The sequence below is a fragment of the Streptomyces similanensis genome, from assembly GCF_039543625.1.
GTDB lineage: Bacteria > Actinomycetota > Actinomycetes > Streptomycetales > Streptomycetaceae > Streptomyces > Streptomyces similanensis.
On sequence record NZ_BAABKC010000036.1, the window covers coordinates 1 to 18,722 of the forward strand.

Here is an 18,722-nt window from a genome sequence, read left to right on the forward strand (position 1 = left end):
CGACTCCGCCAACAACCCCGACGCCATCCCCACCCACTGCGCCCCCTGCCCCGGAAACACGAACACGACTTCCTCGGCGCGGACTCGGGGCGCGGTGTCGGGCGCGACGGCGAGGGCCGCCAGGCGCTCCACCGCTTCCGTGCCGGTGCCGGCGACCACGGCCGCGCGGTGCGGGAAGGGGGTCCGGGTGGTCAGCAGCGACAGGGCGACGTCGTGCAGCGGGGTGCCGGGGTGGGTGCGGAGGTGGTCGGCGAGGGAGGCCGCCCGGGCGCGCAGGGCGTCGGGGGTCTTGCCGGACAGGACGAGCGGGACGACGCCGCCGGGGGCGGTGCGGGCCGCGGCGGGCGTCTCGGGGGGCTCGGCGGGCCGGGCCTGCTCCAGGATGATGTGGGCGTTGGTGCCGCTGATGCCGAAGGAGGACACTCCGGCGCGCCGCGGCGCGTCCCGCTCGGGCCACTCCCGCGCCTCCGTCAGCAGCTCCACCCCGCCCGACGACCAGTCCACCTCAGGAGTCGGAGCGTCCACGTGCAACGTCCTGGGCAGCACACCGTGCCGCATCGCCTCCACCATCTTGATCACACCCGCCACACCCGCAGCCGCCTGCGCATGACCGATGTTCGACTTCAACGACCCCAGCCACAACGGCGACCCCTCCGCACGCCCACGGCCGTACGTGGCCAACAACGCCTGCGCCTCGATCGGATCACCCAACGCCGTACCCGTACCATGCGCCTCCACCACGTCCACCTCCGCGGCCGACAACCGGGCGTTCTCCAACGCCTGCCGGATCACACGCTGCTGCGAGGGGCCATTGGGCGCGGTCAGACCATTGGACGCCCCGTCCTGGTTCACCGCGCTGCCCCGCACCACCGCGAGAACCTCACGACCGTTGCGGCGGGCGTCCGACAACCGCTCCAGCAGCAGCACCCCCACGCCCTCGGCCCAGGCGGTGCCGTCCGCAGCGGCGGCGAACGCCTTGCAGCGTCCGTCGACGGACAGGCCGCGCTGGCGGGAGAACTCCACGAAGGCGCCCGGGGTCGACATCACGGCCACGCCGGCGGCGAGCGCGAGCGAGCACTCTCCGGAGCGCAGTGCCTGTGCGGCGAGGTGGATCGCCACCAGGGACGAGGAGCAGGCGGTGTCCACCGTCACCGCGGGGCCCTCCAGGCCGAGGGTGTAGGCGACGCGGCCGGAGACCACGCTGCCCGCGCCGCCGGTGAGGACGTAGCCCTCCGTCTCCTGGGATCCGGTGCCCATGCGGGGGGCGTACTCCTGTCCGGCGACGCCGGTGAAGACGCCGACGCTCTCGCCCTTGAGCGTGGCGGGATCGATCCCGGCGCGTTCCAGGGTCTCCCAGGAGGTCTCCAGGAGCAGCCGCTGCTGCGGGTCCATCGCCAGCGCCTCGCGCGGGGAGATCTCGAAGAAGGGCGCGTCGAAACCGGCCACGTCGTCGAGGAAGCCGCCTTCGCGGACGTAGGACTTGCCGGACGCGTCCGGGTCGGGGTCGTAGAGGGCGTCGAGGTCCCAGCCGCGGTCCGCCGGGAAGGCGCCGACGGCGTCGGCGCCCGCGGACACCAGCCGCCACAGTCCCTCGGGCGAGGTCACGCCGCCCGGCAGCCGGCAGCCCATGGCCACGATGGCGAGGGGTTCGGTGCGCCGGCCCTGTTCCTCGCGCAGCTTCTCCCGCGTCTGCCGCAGTTCGGCCGAGACCCGCTTGAGGTAGGTGAGCGCCTTCTCGTCGGTGGTCATGGAACCTGTTCCCCTCTTCCGGACGGCGTGGCGGGTCAGCCGAGCCCGAGTTCGTTGTCGATGAAGGCGTAGACGTCGTCGGCGGTGGCGGTTTCGAGCTGTCCGGCCGGGTCGGTGCCCTCGGTGGCGCCGCCGCCGAGGGCGGCCTCTTCGAGGCGTGATCCGAGGAATCTGAGCCGGGAGTGGATGCCGGAGTGCGCCAGTTCCTCGGTCAGCAGGGCGTCGAGCGCCGTCTCCAGCGCGTCGAGTTTGGCCGCGACGGGGTCGGATCGCTGGTCGAGGGTCTTGAGCAGGTAGTCGGCGAGGACGGTGGGGGCCGGGTAGTCGAACACGGCCGTCGAGGGCAGCCGGGTGCCGGCGGCCCTGCCGAGGCGGTTGCGCAGTTCCACCGCGGTCAGCGAGTCGAACCCGGCCTCCTTGAAGGGGCGGTCGGGCGGCACGAGTGAGGCGTCGGCGTGGCCCAGGACGGTCGCGGCCTCCTTGCGGACCACGTCCAGGACGCGTGCGGTCCTCTCGTGCGCGGGAAGTGCCGCGAGTTGTTCGGCGAGGGTGCTCGCGGGGGCGGCGCCGGTGGCGGCGGCGCGGCGGGGGGTCCTGACGAGTGCGCGCAGCATCGGGGGGAGCCCGCCGGTGGCGGCCCGGCCCCGGAGCACGCTCGGGTCGAGCCGGGCCGGCGCCAGGGCGGGTTGTCCGGCGGTGAGGGCGGCGTCGAGGAGGGCCAGGCCCTCCTCGGCCGTCAGCCCGAGCATGCCGTCGCGTTCGGTGCGCCGCAGGTCGGTCTCGGCGAGGGCGCCGGTCATGTCGCTGGCGTGGGCCCACAGGCCCCAGGCGAGTGACACAGCGGGCAGTCCCTCGCTGTGGCGGAGGCGGGCGAGCCCGTCGAGGAAGGAGTTGGCCGCCGCGTAGTTGGCCTGCCCGGGGTTGCCGAGGACGCCGGCGGCCGAGGAGAACAGCACCCAGGCGGCGAGGTCGAGGTGGCGGGTCAGCTCGTGCAGGTTCAGGGCGGCGTCGGCCTTGGGCCGCAGGACGGTGGCCATCCGCTCGGGGGTGAGCGCGCCGAGCACTCCGTCGTCGATGACGCCCGCGGTGTGCACCACGGCGGTCAGGGGCGCCGTCGCGGGGACGGAGTCCAGCAGCCGGGCCAGGGCGTCGCGGTCGGCGGCGTCGCAGGCCGCGACGGTCACGGTCGCCCCGCGGGCGGTGAGGTCGGCGGCCAGCTCGCGGGCGCCGGGTGCGTCGGGGCCGCGCCTGCCGGCGAGCAGCAGGTTGCGGACGCCGTGTTCGGTGACGAGGTGGCGGGCGACGAGTGCGCCGAGGGAGCCGGTGCCGCCGGTGATCAGGACGGTGCCCTCGGGGTCGGGCCGGTGCGGCAGGGTCAGTACGGCCTTGCCGATGTGGCGTGCCCTGCTGAGGTGCCGGAAGGCGTCCGGGGCCTGCCGTACGTCCCACGCGGTGACGGGCAGCGGGGTGAGGTCGCCGCTCTCGAAGAGGCCGGCGAGTTCGTCGAGCAGCTCCCGGATCCGGTCGTCGTCCGCCTCGGCGAGGTCGTAGGCCCGGTAGTCCACGCCGGGGAAGCGTTCGGCGGTCTCGGTGGCGTCGCGGACGTCGGTCTTGCCCATCTCCAGGAAGCGGCCGCCGCGCGGCAGCAGGCGCAGGGAGGCGTCCACGAACGCGCCGGTCAGCGCGTCGAGGACGACGTCCACACCGCGACCGCCGGTGCTGTCCAGGAAGTGCTGTTCGAAGGCGGTGGTGCGGGAGTCGGCGATGTGCGCGTCGTCGAGTCCCTGGGCGCGCAGGGTGTCCCGTTTGCCGGCGCTGGCGGTGCCGTAGACGTCGGCGCCCAGGTGACGGGCTATCTGGACGGCGGCCATGCCGACGCCGCCGGCCGCGGCGTGGATCAGGACGCTCTCGCCGGTCCGCAGGCCGGCCAGGTCGCGCAGGCCGTAGAGGGCGGTGAGGAACGCGATGGGGGCGGCGGCGGCCTGGGCGAAGGTCCATCCGGCGGGGATCCGGACCAGTCTGCGGTGGTCGGTCACGGCCTCCGGGGCGATCGCCGCGCCGGGGAACAGGCCCATGACCCGGTCGCCGGGCGACAGGCCGGTCACGCCGGGGCCGGTCGCCAGGACGATGCCGGAGCCCTCGCCGCCGATCGCCGCCCGGCCCGGGTACATGTCCAGGGCGATCATGACGTCGCGGAAGTTGAGGCCGGCGGCGCGGACGGCCACGCGGACCTGGCCGGGGCCGAGCGGGCCGGGCTCGGGGTCCGGCACGAGGGCCAGGTTCTCCAGGGTGCCGGGCCCGGTGGTGTCCAGGTGCCAGGCGCCGTCGGGGACCGTCAGGCCGGTGGCGGTGGCGCGGACGAGGCGGGGTACGGACGTCTCGCCGTGGCGTATCGCGAACTGCGTCTCCTCCAGGGCGGCAGCCGCCGCCGGGATGCCGGTGAGGACGTCGCGGGAGGCGTCGTGTCCGTCGACGTCGGCGAGGACGACGCGGTCGGGGTTCTCGGACTGGGCGGAGCGCACCAGGCCCCAGACCGCCGCGCCCGCCGGGTCGGTGACGCTCTCGCCGTCGCGGACGGCGACGGCGCCCCTGGTGACCACCAGCAGCCGTGCGCTCTCGTCGCCGGGCTCGGCCAGCCATGCCTGGAGGTCCCCCAGCACGCGGGAGGTGAGTGCGCGCACGTCCTCGGCCGTGGTGCCGTCGCCGGTGGCGTCGAGGACGCGCAGGCCGTCCAGTCCGCCGGCGCGCGCCGTGACCGGCAGGGCCGTCCACTCCGTGCGGAACAGGGACGCGTGTCCGGTGTCGGCGGCCGGGCGCAGTCGTTCGGCGGCGACGGGGCGCAGGACGAGGGAGTCGACGTCGGCGACCGGGGCTCCGGCGGCGTCGGTGAGGCGCAGGGACACCGCGTTCTCCCCGGCCGGGGTGAGCCGGACCCGCAGGGCCTTGGCGCCCGAGGCGTGCAGCCGTACGCCGTTCCACGCGAAGGGCAGCAGACGCCTTCCGTCGCCGGGTTCGGCGACGCCGCCCAGGGCGGTGGGGTGCAGCGCGGCGTCGAAGAGGGCCGGGTGCAGGCCGAACCGGTCGGCTTCGGCGTGGTGTTCGTCGGCCAGGACGACGTCGGCGAGGATCTCGTCGCCGAGGGTCCAGGCCGCGCGCAGGCCCTGGAAGGCGGGGCCGTACTCGTAGCCGGCCTCGGCGCGTTCCCGGTAGAAGTCCGTGACGGGTACGGGCGTGGCGTTCGCGGGGGGCCAGGGGGCCTGGTCGGTGCCGGGCGCGTCGTCGGGGTCCGTCGGCGCCAGGACCCCGCTCGCGTGGCGTGTGTACGGGGTGTCGGCGCCGTCGGGGCGGGAGTGGACGGTGACGGGGCGGTCGCCGCGCTCGTCGGGGGCGCCGACGTGGACGCGGACGCGGACCGCGCCGTCGGCGGGGAGCGCCAGGGGCGCGTCCAGGACGAGTTCGCGGACGGTGCCGTGGCCGACCTCGTCGCCGGCCCGGACGGCCATCTCCACCAGGGCCGTGCCGGCCAGCAGGACGGTGCCGCCCACCGCGTGGTCGGCGAGCCACGGCCGGTCGGCCTGGGACAGGCGTCCGGTGAAGGTGACCGCACCGGCCTCGGGCAGGTCCACGGCCGCGGTGAGCAGCGGGTGGCCGGAGGCGGTGATGCCCGCGGCGCGCAGGTCGCCGGGGGAGGTGGCGTCGAGCCAGTAGCGCCGGTGCTGGAAGGCGTAGGTCGGTACGGGGGTGCGGCGGGCGCCGCTGCCGGTGAACAGGGCGGGCCAGTCGACGCGGGCGCCCCGGGTGTGCGCGCGGGCGACGGCCGCGAGCAGCGTCCTCGGCTCCGGCCTCCCGTCGCGCAGTGCGGGCACGCAGTCGACGTCCTCGGGCAGGCAGTCCCGTGCCATGGCGGTCAGTACGCCTCCGGGACCGAGTTCGAGCACGGTGCTGACGCCCTGTTCGCGCAGGGTGCGCAGGCCGTCGGCGAAGCGGACCGTGCCGCGGGCGTGGCGCACCCAGTACTCGGGGGCGCACAGCTCGGCGGGGTCGGCGAGGGCGCCGGTGAGGTTGGAGACGACGGGCAGGGCGGGGGTGTGGAAGGCGAGTCCGGCGGCGACCTCCCGGAACGCGCCGAGCATCGGCTCCATGCGCGGCGAGTGGAAGGCGTGCGAGACGCGCAGCCGCTTGGTCTTGCGGCCGCGGGCCGCGAAGGCGGCGGCCACGGCCTGGACGGCCCGCGTGTCACCGGAGAGGACCACGGCGTCGGGGCCGTTGAGCGCGGCGACGGCGACCGCGTCGGTGAGTTCGGCGCGGACCTCGTCCTCGGTGGCCTGGACGGCGATCATGGCGCCGCCCTCGGGCAGCCGCTGCATCATCGCGCCGCGGGCGGCGACCAGTTCCGCGGCGTCCGCCAGGGACCACACGCCCGCCACGTGGGCGGCGGCGAGTTCCCCGACGGAGTGTCCGGCGACCAGGTCGGGGCGCACGCCCCAGGACTCGACCAGCCGGTAGAGGGCCACGCCCACGGCGAACAGGGCCGGCTGGGTGTAGGCGGTCCGGTCGAGCAGGGCGGCGTCCGGGGTGCCGGGCGGGGCGAGGACGACCTCGCGCAGCGGGCGGTCGAGGCGGCGGTCCACCGCGGCGCAGACCTCGTCGAGGGCGCGGGCGTACACCGGGAAGGTCTCGTACAGTTCGCGGCCGGTTTCGGGCCGCTGCGCACCCTGGCCGGAGAAGACGACGGCGAGCCCGCCGCCGGTGGCGGTGCCGGTCGTGCCGTCACCGGCGGCGAGCGCGGCCAGGTCGCCGCGGGCCTCCTCCGGAGAGCCGGCGACCACGACCGATCGGTGCGCGAAGGCGGCGCGGCCGCTGAGGGTGAGGGCGACGTCGGCCAGGGCGGGTGCGGGCCGCGCGTCGAGCAGGGCCGCGACCCGCCCGGCCTGGGCCCGCAGGGCCTGCGGGGACTTGGCGGAGAGGACGAGCGGGACGAGCCCTTCGGGCAGGGCGCGCTCCGGCGCGTGCGGCGACTCCGGTCCGTCGGCGGGCCGCGTGCCCCGCAGCCCGCCGACGGAGTTGGGGGTTTCCCCGGCGGGGTGCGGGGCGGGTCCCCCGACGGCTGAGTGGGGGGTTTCCTCGGCGGGGCGCGCGGCGGATTCCGCAACGGCGGAGTGGGGGGCTTCCCCGGCGGGACGCGCGGCGGATTCCCCGACGGCTGAGTGGGGGGCTTCCCCGGCGGGACGCGCGGCGGATTCCCCGACGGCTGAGTGGGAGGTTTCCCCGGCGGGGGGCGCGGCGGGTGTTCCGGTGGGAGACACGACCGGTTCCCCGGCGGGAGGCACCGCGGTTATCCCGGCGGGTGCCCCGGCCGGGCTCGCGACAGGTCCCCCGGCAGGATGCGCGGCAGGCACCCCGGCCGAACCCGCGACAGGCACCCCGGCAGGCTGCGCGGCAGGCACCCCGGCCGAACTCGTGGCGGTGCCCCCGGTGGGGTTCGCCGCGGGGCTCGTGTCGGGCTCAGTGGTGGGCTGTTCGAGGAGGACGTGGGCGTTGGTGCCGCTGATGCCGAAGGAGGACACGCCGGCGCGGCGAGGGCGCCCGGTCTCCGGCCAGTTCCTCGCCTCGGTGAGCAGTTCGACCGCGCCGCTGGTCCAGTCCACCTCGGGCGTCGGGGCGTCGACGTGCAGGGTCTTGGGCAGTACGCCGTGGCGCATCGCCTGCACCATCTTGATCACGCCTGCCACACCGGCGGCGGCCTGGGTGTGGCCGATGTTGGACTTGAGGGAGCCGAGCCACAGCGGGTGGCCGTCGGCGGGCCGTTGCCGGCCGTAGGTGGCCAGCAGGGCCTGTGCCTCGATGGGGTCGCCGAGGGCGGTCCCCGTGCCGTGCGCCTCGACGGCGTCGATGTCGGCGGGGGTCAGGCCGGCGTTGGCGAGGGCCTGGCGGATGACGCGTTGCTGGGCGGGGCCGTTGGGCGCGGTCAGCCCGTTGGAGGCGCCGTCCTGGTTCACGGCGGTGCCGCGTACGACGGCGAGGACCTCGTGGCCGTTGCGGCGGGCGTCCGACAGCCGCTCCAGCAGGAGCAGACCCACGCCCTCGGACCAGTTGGTGCCGTCCGCGGCGGCGGCGAACGCCTTGCAGCGTCCGTCGGCGGCGAGGCCGCGCTGCCGCGAGAACTCCACGAAGCTGCCCGGCGTCGCCATCACCGCGACACCGCCGGCCAACGCCAGGGAGCACTCTCCGGCGCGGAGCGCCTGGGCGGCCAGGTGCAGGGCGACCAGGGAGGAGGAGCACGCCGTGTCCACCGTCACCGCGGGGCCCTCGAAGCCGAAGGTGTAGGAGACCCGGCCGGAGGCGACGCTGCCCGCGCCGCCGACGCCGAGGTAGCCCTCGATCTCCTTGGCGGGCCGCGGCGCCCGGGTGGTGTAGTCGTGGTACATGACGCCGGCGAAGACCCCGACGTCCGTGCCGCGCAGGGCGGTCACGTCCAGGCCGGCGCGCTCCAGGGTCTCCCAGGACGTCTCCAGGAGCAGCCGCTGCTGCGGGTCCATGGCCAGCGCCTCGCGCGGGGAGATCCCGAAGAACTCGGCGTCGAAGCCGGCCACGTCGTCGAGGAAGCCGCCCACCGTGACGTAGGAGGTTCCGGCGGCGTCGGGGTCGGGGTCGTACAGCTCCGCCAGATTCCAGCCCCGGTCGGCCGGGAACGGGGAGCGGCCGTCGGCGCCGTCGGCGACCAGTCGCCACAGGTCCTCGGGCGACGTGATGCCGCCCGGCAGCCGGCAGCCCATCGAGACGATGGCGATCGGCTCGTCGCGGACCGCGGCGGCGGACGGGGCCGGTACGTCGTCCAACTCGCCGTAGACCTCGCCCAGCAGCCGCCGCGCCAGGGCGGCCGGGGTGGGGTGGTCGAAGGCGCTGGTGGCGGGGAGCCGCAGTCCGGTGGCGGTGGCGAGCCGGTCCCGCAGGGCGACGGCCATGACGGAGGTGAACCCCAGCTCCTTGAAGGCCCGGTCGGCCGGGACGTCCTCGGTGCCGGTGCGGCCGATGACCGCGGCGACCTCGGTGCGGACGAGTCGCAGCAGGGTCGGCTCCCGCTCCGGTGCGGGCAGACTGTCCAGGCGGCCGCGCAGTTCCGGGGTCCCGGCGGGTGCCTGCCGGGTGGTGGTGTCGATCAGTCCGCGCAGCGGTGCGGGGACCGGGCCGCCGAGCAGGGCGGCGTTGTCGAGGCGCATCACGACGAACGCGGCCTCGTCGGCGCCGTGCGCGGCGTCGAACATCATCAGGGCCTGCTGCTCGGTGAGTTCACCGGCCGCGAAGGGGACGGCGCCGCGGGCCGCGCCGTCCGGCCAGGGCCCCCAGGCCAGGGACAGCGCGGGCAGCCCGTGGGCGCGCCGGTGGTGGGCGAGTGCCTCCAGCCCGGCGCTCTCGGCCGCGATGTCCTCGGCGCCGGGGGCGCCCAGGACGCCGAGGGGCGAGGCGCACAGCACGAAGGCGGTCAGGTCGCGGTCGGCGGTCAGGTCGTGCAGGGCGTGCGCCGCCGCGGACGCGGCACCGCTTCCGGTGATCTCCTCCGCGTGCACGACGGCGGTCAGCGGCGGTCGGTCGCCGTCCGCCAGCAGTGCGGCGAGCGCGGCGCGGTCGGCCGGGTCGCACGCGGCGGCGGTGGCGCGGGCGCCGTTCCCGGCGAGTTCGGCGCACAGGGCCCGCACCTTCTCGTCGCCCTGTCCGGGCTGGTGGGCCAGCAGCAGGTGGCGGGCGTCGTGGGCGGTCACGAGGTGGCGGGCGAGCGCGGCGCCCTGGGCGGTGGCGGCACCGGTGATCAGGACCGTCCCGTCCGGCTCGAACAGCGCGCGCGGCGGCTCCTCGCGGTCCATGGAGACGCGGGCGAGGCGCGGCAGCAGGACGACGCCGGAGCGGACGGCGAACTGAGGCTCACCGCCCCGCACGGCCGCGACCAGGGGCCGGGCGCCGTCGTCGCCGAGGCCGTCGGTGTCGAGGTCGGCGAGCACGAGCCGGCCCGGGTGGGTGCTCTGGAGCGCGCGGACCAGGCCCCACAGCGGGGTGTGCGCGGGGTCCCTGACGTCCTCGCCGTCGCCGGCGGCCACGGCACGCCGGGTGAGGACGACGAGTGTGACGTCCGGGTCGCGGTCGTCGGCCAGCCAGTGGTGGAGGGAGGTGACGAATTCCTCGATGCCCGCCGCGGAGTCGTAGGCGGTGCGGTCCACGAGGAGGACGCCGGGGCCGCCGTGGGCGGTGCGGGCGGCGGCGAGGTCGGTGTGGACCGCGCAGGGCACGCCGGTGTCCGCCAGGGCGGCCGACAGGCCGAGCGCGTCGGAGCCCGCCAGTGCCCAGCCGTCCGGCTCGTCCGGGGCTCCGCCCTGGGGGAGCAGGGAGCTGGGTATCCAGTCGACGCGGAACAGCGCGTCGTACAGGCCGCTGCTGGTGGCGCGCAGCCGGGCGGGCGTCTCCAGCAGCCGGTGCCGGATGATCTTGCCGGAGGCGGTGCGCGGGATCGCCTCGATCTCGTACAGCTCCTCGGGCACCTTGAAGTAGGAGAGCCGCTCGCGGCATTCGGCGAACAACCGTCCTGTGTCGGGTCCTTGGGGCCCGGGGACGATGAACGCGACCGGCACCTCGCCCAGCACGTCGTGCGGTTTGCCGACCACGGCGACGTCGGCGACGCCGGGCACGGCGCGCAGGACCTCCTCCACCTCGCCGGGGTGGATGTTCTCCCCCGCGCGGATGATGAGTTCCTTCTTGCGGCCGGTGATGGTGAAGTAGCCGGCCTCGTCGCGGCGGGCCAGGTCCCCGGTGCGGTACCAGCCGTCGTGGAAGGCGGCCGCGGTGGCCTCGGGCTGGTTGTGGTAGCCGGCCATGACGCTCGGCCCGCGTACCCACACCTCGCCCTCCCGGCCGTCGGTGACGTCCTCGCCGGTGCCGGTGTCCACCAGGCGGACTCCCAGGCCCAGCACGGGCAGGCCGCAGGAGCCCTCGACGCGGGCGCCGGAGGGCCAGTTGACGGTGATGGAGCCGCAGGTCTCGGTGGAGCCGTAGGCGTCGATCAGGGGCACGCCGAAGACGCGCTCGAACGATCGGCGCAGCGAGGCGGTGGTGACCGCGCCGCCGACCAGGGCGACGCGCAGTCCGGGCGCGGTGAAGCCGCGGTCGCGTGCCGCGTCGAGCAGGTAGTGCAGCAGGGTGGGGACGCCGGCCAGGAAGGTGGCGCGTTCCTCGTCCAGCGCGGTGAGCACGTCCTCGGCGGACAGGCCGTCGACGATGCGGGCGCTGGCGCCCACGGCCACCACGGCCAGCACGCAGGCGATGTGGGAGAGGCTGTGGAAGAGGGGCAGCGGCCAGACGACGCGGTCCTCGGGGCCGAGTCCGGGCACCGGCACGTAGCAGGCGGCCACCGACCACAGGCAGTTGCGCTGGGTGGAGAGCACGCCCTTGGGCCGGCCGGTGGTGCCGGAGGTGTAGAGCATCCACGCCAGGTCGTCCAGGCCCAGGTCGTCACGGGCCGGGGTGGCGGGTTCCCGGGTGGCGAACGACTCGTAGGCCAGGAAGCCCGGCGGCACCGGCTCGTCGCCGACCAGGACGACCGTCAGGTGCGGGCGCTCCGGCAGCAGGCGCCGCAGCTGTTCCACGTGCGGGTGGTCGGTGATGACCAGCCGGGCGCCGCTGTCGTCCAGGATGTGGGCGAGTTCCGCGTCGCTGCTCCGCGGGTTGACCGGGACGCCGATGGCGCCGGCCCGGGTGATGGCGTAGTAGCTCTCGACGATCTCGACCCGGTTGCCCAGGCAGACGGCCGCACGATCGCCCGGTTGCAGTCGCGACTCCGCCAGGTGCCCGGCCAGTCGGCGGGTCCGCAACTCCAGGTCGGCGTAGCTCACGCTCCGTCGGGCGTCCCTGTAGGCGACCTTGGCGCCGAAGCGCCGAGCCTGCTGGGTCAGCAGCTCGGGAAGCGGTCGGATCAGCTCCGTGCGCAACATGTCGTCGTGATCCCTCCGGGGCGACAGCAGACGGGCGGCCCGTAACGGCAGACGGTTCGCCCTGCTGGCCACAGTCTTCTGGTCCGGCGCTCGTCCTCACCCCCTCATCACCCCCCTACACCGCCCTAACTTGCGGAGTGACGAGAATTAATCAGCGCCTGTTTGGACCGGCGGACCGCCGGTATTAGGCTCCACCGCCGTACGGACGGCCGCCGGGTTATCGGACATCGGCCCGAAATACTTCTGTGATAAGCGGTCGACACATTCCCGCGAGCGCCCGGGGAGCGCAATTCCCTCGCCCGGCATTTCTCCCCGACGGCGAAACGGCAGGAAAAACGGGAAAACGGGAAAAGGGGACACACGTGGACATGACGGATTCAGCATCCCGGCGCACCCGTATCCGGGTGGAACTCGGAGAGCGTTCGTACCCGGTCGACATCGGGCCCGGGGTGCGGCACTCGCTGGCCGGGACGGTGGAGCGGCTGGGGGCGCGGCGCGCGGCGGTGGTCTCCGCCCGGCCGGACTCCTGGATCCCCGACTGCGGCGTGCCCACGCTGGTCGTCCGGGCCCGTGACGGCGAGCCGGACAAGACGCTCGGCGCCGTCGAGTCGCTGTGCCGGGAGTTCGTGCGCTTCGGCCTGACCCGTGACGACGTGGTCGTCTCCGTCGGCGGCGGCACCACGACGGACGTCGTGGGACTCGCCGCCGCGCTCTTCCACCGCGGCGTGCCCGTGGTGCATCTGCCGACCTCGCTGCTGGCGCAGGTGGACGCCAGTGTGGGCGGCAAGACGGCGGTCAACACACCCGAGGGCAAGAACCTCATCGGCGCCTACTGGCAGCCGAGCGCCGTGCTCTGCGACACCGACTACCTGGAGACCCTGCCGGAGCGGGAGATGCTCAACGGCTACGGGGAGATCGCCCGGTGCCACTTCATCGGCGCCGGCGACCTGCGGGGGCTGCCGCTGCCGGAGCAGATCGCGGCGAGCGTGGCGCGCAAGGCGTGGATCGTGTCCGCCGACGAGCGTGACACCGGCCTGCGCCATCTGCTCAACTACGGTCACACCCTGGGGCACGCGCTGGAACTGGCCACGGACTTCGGGCTGCGGCACGGCGAGGCGGTCGCGATCGGCACCGTGTTCGCGGGGCGGCTCGCCCGGGCCCTGGACCGGATCGACGAACGGCGGGCGGCGGAGCATCTGGAGGTGGTGCGCCACTACGGGCTGCCCCACGAGCTTCCCGAGGGCGTCGCACCGGCCCGGCTGATCGAGCTGATGCGGCTGGACAAGAAGGCGACGTCGGGGCTGACCTTCGTGCTGGACGGCACGGACGGCGCGGAGCTGGTACGGGATCTGCCGGCGGCCGTCGTCGCGCGGACGCTGGCGGAGATGCCGCGCGCGACGGCCTGAGCAGCGGCCCGCGCACAGTGCCCCCGCCGGCCCGGACGTCGAGTCCGCCCGGCCCGGACGTCGAGTCCGCGCGGCCCGCAGCCCGGACGTCGAGTCCGCGCAGCCCGGGCGGGAGACTCCGCGCGGGCCCGGACGGGGGACGCCGCGCGGGCCCGGACGGGGGACGCCGCGCGGGCCCGGACAGGGGACGCCGCGCGGCACGGACAAGAGACTCCGCGCGGGCCCGGACAGGGGACGCCGCGCGGCACGGACAAGAGACTCCGCGCGGCACGGACAAGAGACTCCGCCCGCCCCGGACGGCGACTCGGCGCGGCCCGGACGGGAGACTCCGCCCGCCGCGGTGGCACCGCGTCGGTCGCGGTGCCACCGCGGCGGGCGGTGAGCGGCGGGCGGTCGGCGGGGACGCCGCCGCCGCGATCCGACCGGGCTCAGTTCTCCGGTGGGGGGCCCTTGGCCAGCAGGATCGCCCCGTGCAGTGAGGAGAGTCCGCCGAGGCGCGCGGGTTCCACCGGGGGCGGCGGGTGCCCTGGGCGGCCCAGGCGCGTCACCTCCGCCGCGACCATGGCGGTGAAGCCGGGCAGGCCGCCGGCGAATCCGCCGCCGACCACGACCAGTGCCGGGCGCAGCAGTTCGCTCACCCCGACGGCGGCCGCGGCCAGCGCCGCGCAGCCCTCGCGTACGGCGTCGACGGCCCAGGGGGCACCGTCGGCGAGGGCCCGCGCCAGTTCGGCGAAGGTCACCTCGGCGCCGCGGGCGCGGGCGGCCCGGCGCAGTACGGCGGGTCCGGAGGCGACGGACTGCACACAGCCGCGGCGTCCGCAGTCGCAGCGTGCGGCGGACCGGTCCACGATCAGGTGGCCGATCTCGCAGGAGCCGCGTGAGGGGCCGGGCAGCAGCCGGCCGCCGCGGACGATCCCGCCGCCGACGCCGGTGCCGACGCCGAGGTACAGCAGATCGGGACGGTCCGCCGCGTGTGCCTCGGCGAGCGCGGCGACGTCGCCGTCGTCGGCGCAGACCACCTCCGTGGTGCCCGCGATCCGGCGCAGCGCGCCGCCGAGATCGAGGCCGGTCCAGCTCCGGCGGTTGGGCCAGGCGGTGACGACGCCCGCCGGGTCGAGGGTGGCGGGCATCGCCACTCCGACGCCCGCGAACCCGCCCGGGGCGCCGTCGCGCAGCCGCCGGACGTGCCGGGCGAGCAGGTCCAGGTCCGCCGCGGCGGACGCGGGCCGTTCCGCGGCACGCGGCCAGCGGAAGCCGGCCTCGCGTACGGTGCCGTCCGCGTGCTCCGCGCGCAGGGCGACCTTGCTGCCGCCCACGTCGATGCCGAGGTGGTGAGGGATGGCCGCCTCCTGCCGGGTCAGTGCCCGAGCTGGGCGGTGACGATCTCGGCGACCCGGCGGAGCACCCGTGGGCTGCTGAGCATCTCCTCGTGTCCGCAGCCCAGTTCGTGGCGCGCGATCTCGCCCGCGACGTACGGCGCCCAGGCCTCGCTGGAGGCCGCGTCGGCCACCGGGCTGGGTTCGGCGGCGAACAGGTGCATGGTGCCGCTGTACTTCTCGGGGGTGTGGGCCTTCCAGGCGCCGAGGTCGGTCAGCATGGTCCGGACGAAGGTCTCGGCCGCGCTCCTCCTGCCGTGCCAGGCGTAGTTGGTCGCCATGTCGGCGAACTCGGCGATGTCGTCGTAGCGCAGCGGGCGCTCGTACGCGGTGAGGTCCTTGCCGTTGATCAGCAGGATCAGCTCGATCAGGCCCTGCTCGTCACGGTCCTCCTTCTCCGTGATGTGGGGGTTGGTGTTGAACACGCCGAGGAATTCGATCTCCGCGCCGCGCTTCTGGAACTCGGCGGCGACGGCGTGGGCCAGTACGCCCCCGAAGGACCAGCCCAGGATGCGGTACGGCCCTTCGGGCTGGACGGCGCTGATGCGGTCCGCGTAGTCCGCCGCCATGGCCGCGATGGTGTCGACGGGAGTGTCGAGCTCCTGGAAGGTGTGCGACTGAAGGCCGTAGATCGGGTAGTCCAGGCTGAAGTGCTGGGCGAGCACCCCGTAGCACCAGGCGGTGCCGCCGAGGTGGCGCATGCAGAACAGGGGCCGTGCGGAGCCCTTGGTCATCAGCGGCAGCAGGACGTCGAAGGAGTCCTGGGGCTCCTCGCCGGTCAGCCGCCTGGACAGCTCGGCCGGCGTCGGGAACTCCACGAGCGTCCGGATCGGCAGCTCCAGGCCCATCTCGGAGCGCACCCGGGCGAGCAGCCGGGCCGCGAGCACCGAGGAGCCGCCGAGGTCGAAGAAGCTGTCCCGGGGCCCGACCTGCTCCTCGCCGAGCACCTCGGCGAAGAGCCGGCCGAGCAGCAGCTCCGACTGTGTGAGGTGCGTCTCGACCATGGCCGTCCGCGTGACGACGGGGGCCGGCAGCGCCTTGCGGTCGAGCTTGCCGTTGGGGGTGCGGGGGAACTCCGCCAGCGCCACCACGGCGGTCGGCACCATGTACGGGGGGAGGGTGTCCGCCACGAGGTCCCGCAGCTGTCCGCCGTCGGGCGTCCGGCCGGGGGCCGCCGTCACGTACGCCACCAGGCGCCGGTCGCCGGGCCGGTCCTCCCGGACCGTCGCGGCCGCCTGGGCGACGTCGTCGGACCGCTCCAGGGCTGCCTCGACCTCGCCGAGTTCCACCCGGAAGCCGTGCAGTTTCACCTGGTGGTCGGCGCGGCCCAGGTATTCCAGGGCGCCGTCCGCGCGCCGCCGCACCACATCGCCGGTGCGGTACATCAGCGCGCCGTCGGCGCCGGAGCGGTCGGGCAGGAAGCGTTCGGCGGTCAGCTCGGGCCGGTTGAGGTAGCCGCGGGCCACGCCCGCGCCGGCGATGAACAGCTCGCCCTCGGCGCCGGGCGGGACGGGCGCCCGCTCCTCGTCGAGGACGTACAGCCGGGTGTCGCGCAGGGGCGTGCCGATGACAGCCGCGTCCTCGGGGCGGGTGACCGGGTGCACCGTGGACCACACGGTGGTCTCCGTGGGCCCGTACCACTGGATGACCTCGGCGCCGAGGTCGAGCAGGGTCGCCGCCAGCTTCTCCGAGAGCGCCTCGCCGCCGATGAGGATGCGCAGGCCGCGCAGTACCGCGGGGCTGACGGTGGCCAGCATGTGCCAGTGGGTGGGGGTGGCCTGTGCGGTGCCGATCTCCCGGCGGCGGATCAGGTCGCCCAGCGCCTGCGGGTCCTGTCCGGTGGCGCGGGGCGCGATGACCGCGCGGGCGCCGGTGTAGTACGGCAGGAACAGCTCGGGCACCGACATGTCGAAGGTGGCGGTGGTGACCGACAGCATGCGGTCGCCGGGTCCCATGGACAGCCGCTCCCGCATCGCCTCCAGCAGGTTGTGCAGGGCGCGCACGGGGATCTCGACGCCCTTGGGGGTGCCGGTGGAGCCCGAGGTGTAGATGATGTAGGCGAGGTCTTCGGGACGCGGCGGGGCGGCGCGCTCGGCGTCGGTCAGATGCCCGGCGGGCAGCGCGGCCACCGTCGCGGCCGTCGCGGGGTCGTCCAGCACGATGCGGGGAACGCCCACGTCGGTGCGGTCGGCGTCGATGCGGGTCGAGGTCAGCAGGGCGACCGGCGCGGCGTCACGGATCTGGAAGGCCACGCGTTCGGCGGGGTGTTCCGGGTCGAGTGCGAGATAGGCCGCCCCGGCCTTGAGCACCGCCAGCAGCGTCACCAGCAGGTCCGTGGAGCGGGGCAGCATCACCGCGAAGACGCTGTCGGGTCCCGCTCCCCGGGCGACCAGGTGACGTGCGAGCCGGTTGGCCCGCTCGTGGGCCTCCCGGTACGTCAGCTCCACGCCCTCGCATTCGAGGGCCGTGAGGTCCGGGACGGAGTCCGCCCGCGCCTCCAGCGCCTGCACCAGCATGTTCCCCTCCACAGGGCTCGTACGGACTCTCGTCACGGCGCCGCTCAGACGGCCGGGGTGCGCATCCAGCGGTTCCAGTACGGCCGCCAGCCGTGCCGGTGCCAGAAGGGGGTGGATATCGGGTTGAACATCGCGTGGTAGCCGACCGCGGCGCCGACGCCCATGGCGTCCAGGTCGGCGTGCACGTGGTGGGCGAGGGAGGTGCCGATGCCCAGGCTGCGGTAGCCCTCCTTGACGGCCTGGCAGACCAGGTGCGCGACCGGGGCGGCGGTGATCTTCGTGGCGAGCCACGCCTGCTGCGGCTCGGAGAAGTCCTCGCCCCGGTGCATGCCGACGATCGCGCCCTCGTACTCGGCGACCCAGATCAGCGGGTCGTCCCGCTTGAACGACGCGCTGATCTCCTCGCGCAGCAGCGCCTCGGTGGTGGCGCGCTCGACGGCGCCGCTGACCGCGGCGTCGAACCGGGTCTCCACCATCTGCAGTTCGCACACCGCCTCGCTGTCGTCGGCGGTGGCCCGGCGCACGTGGACGCGGCCCGACTCCGGCACCAGTTCGGTGCCCTTGAGCCGGCCGATCATCACGAACTCGGGAACGAACCCGAAGGCGCGCAGCACCCGGGTCATGGCGACGTCCCGGCTGGGCCACTCGACCGCGGCCATCGAGTCCGCCGAAGGGCGCTCCGGGTGGCTCTCCATGTGCTGCCGCCAGTGGGTGAGCAGGGCGGCCATCTCGTCGGGCCCGGCGACCCGGGGGGTGAGTTCCCAGCGGTCCAGCGGGCCGAGCACCGCCTCCAGCGCGTCGGGGTCGACGCGGGTGTGCGTCAGCAGGCCCTGCGCCCCGCTCACCTCCAGCAGCTCTTCGCCGTCGGAGGGCTCCGGCAGCGCGTCGGCCTCCGGAATCATCCGGTCGATCGGGCGCAGCCGGTCGCGGTGGGCGACCAGCACTGCTTCCGCGGTCTGTCCCTGGAGCATCGTGTCGTGTCCTCGGCTTTCCGTCGTGTCCGTCGTGTCCGTGGCGGGATCGGGAAGGGGCCGGCGCGGGGACGCGGGGGTCCGTCGCGTCGGCCGGCACAGCGTCAGCGGTCGGTGACCTTCTCCAGCAGCGCGCGGGCCGCGAGCCGGTAACCCGTGGCGCCGAGGCCGAAGATGACGCCGGTGGCGAGCGGTCCGGTCACCGACTGGTGGCGGAACTGCTCGCGGGCCCAGACGTTGGAGAGGTGGACCTCGATCCACGGGCGCGGGTAGTCGGCCAGCGCGTCCCGCAGGCCCCAGCCGGCCATCATCAGCGCGGCGGGATTGATGATCGCGCCGACGGTGTCGTAGTGGGCCTGAAGGGTGCGGATCATCTCCGCCTCGCCGTCGTGCTGGAACGCTTCGACTTTCCAGCCGCGTCCCGCCACTTCTTCGGCGACCCATCCTTCGATGTCGGCCAGCGTGTCCGTGCCGTAGATCTCGGGCTGACGGCTGCCGAGTATGCCGAGATTCGGTCCATTGATCAACAACAGGCTGCTCAATGCGCACCACGCCTTATACGAATCGGCCGGGAAATGGATTCCGCGGCACCCACATTGACAGGTGAACAGCGGTCTCGGTATGCCCGCAGTCACAAGGGGGAACATAGGGGGGTCGCCAGGGGAATGACGCCTGGTCATCCACTCGGTTAGCGTGCTGGTCGCGACGACCGATCCGCCGGGAAGTG

General features: G+C 74.9%; 7 protein-coding genes. 1 reads left to right on the forward strand and 6 read right to left on the reverse strand.

All coding sequences use genetic code 11. The features are described 5' to 3' along the window. A partial coding sequence (locus ABEB07_RS11215; RefSeq protein ID WP_345668143.1) for a type I polyketide synthase occupies nucleotides 1–1,749 on the reverse strand: 1,749 nt, incomplete at its 3' end. Nucleotides 1,750–1,784: 35 nt separating this feature from the next. Next, nucleotides 1,785–11,726 (reverse strand): SDR family NAD(P)-dependent oxidoreductase, encoded by a 9,942-nt coding sequence (locus ABEB07_RS11220; protein WP_345668145.1) that lies wholly within the window; start codon nucleotides 11,724–11,726, stop codon nucleotides 1,785–1,787. A 368-nt stretch (nucleotides 11,727–12,094) separates the two neighbouring features. Between ABEB07_RS11220 and ABEB07_RS11225 the strand changes: the two genes are divergently transcribed. After that, nucleotides 12,095–13,132: a 3-dehydroquinate synthase family protein gene (locus tag ABEB07_RS11225; RefSeq protein WP_345668146.1), complete on the forward strand. Its 1,038-nt coding sequence runs from the start codon at nucleotides 12,095–12,097 to the stop codon at nucleotides 13,130–13,132. A gap of 428 nt (nucleotides 13,133–13,560) precedes the next feature. Here the strand turns inward: ABEB07_RS11225 and ABEB07_RS11230 are convergent, their stop codons facing one another. The 4 genes from ABEB07_RS11230 to ABEB07_RS11245 all read right to left on the reverse strand — a co-directional run bounded on the left by ABEB07_RS11230 (nucleotide 13,561) and on the right by ABEB07_RS11245 (nucleotide 18,537). Next, nucleotides 13,561–14,448: an ROK family protein gene (locus tag ABEB07_RS11230; RefSeq protein WP_345668148.1), complete on the reverse strand. Its 888-nt coding sequence runs from the start codon at nucleotides 14,446–14,448 to the stop codon at nucleotides 13,561–13,563. A 41-nt stretch (nucleotides 14,449–14,489) separates the two neighbouring features. Then, nucleotides 14,490–17,024 carry an amino acid adenylation domain-containing protein gene (locus ABEB07_RS11235; RefSeq protein WP_345668149.1) on the reverse strand — a complete coding sequence of 845 codons (2,535 nt, stop codon included), beginning with the start codon at nucleotides 17,022–17,024 and terminating at the stop codon, nucleotides 14,490–14,492. 44 nt (nucleotides 17,025–17,068) lie between these two features. Continuing rightward, nucleotides 17,069–17,995, reverse strand: a complete 927-nt coding sequence (locus ABEB07_RS11240) for a GNAT family N-acetyltransferase (protein WP_345668150.1) — start codon at nucleotides 17,993–17,995, stop codon at nucleotides 17,069–17,071. Nucleotides 17,996–18,099: 104 nt separating this feature from the next. Next, nucleotides 18,100–18,537 carry a type II 3-dehydroquinate dehydratase gene (locus ABEB07_RS11245; RefSeq protein WP_164586458.1) on the reverse strand — a complete coding sequence of 146 codons (438 nt, stop codon included), beginning with the start codon at nucleotides 18,535–18,537 and terminating at the stop codon, nucleotides 18,100–18,102. Nucleotides 18,538–18,722: the final 185 nt, after the last annotated feature.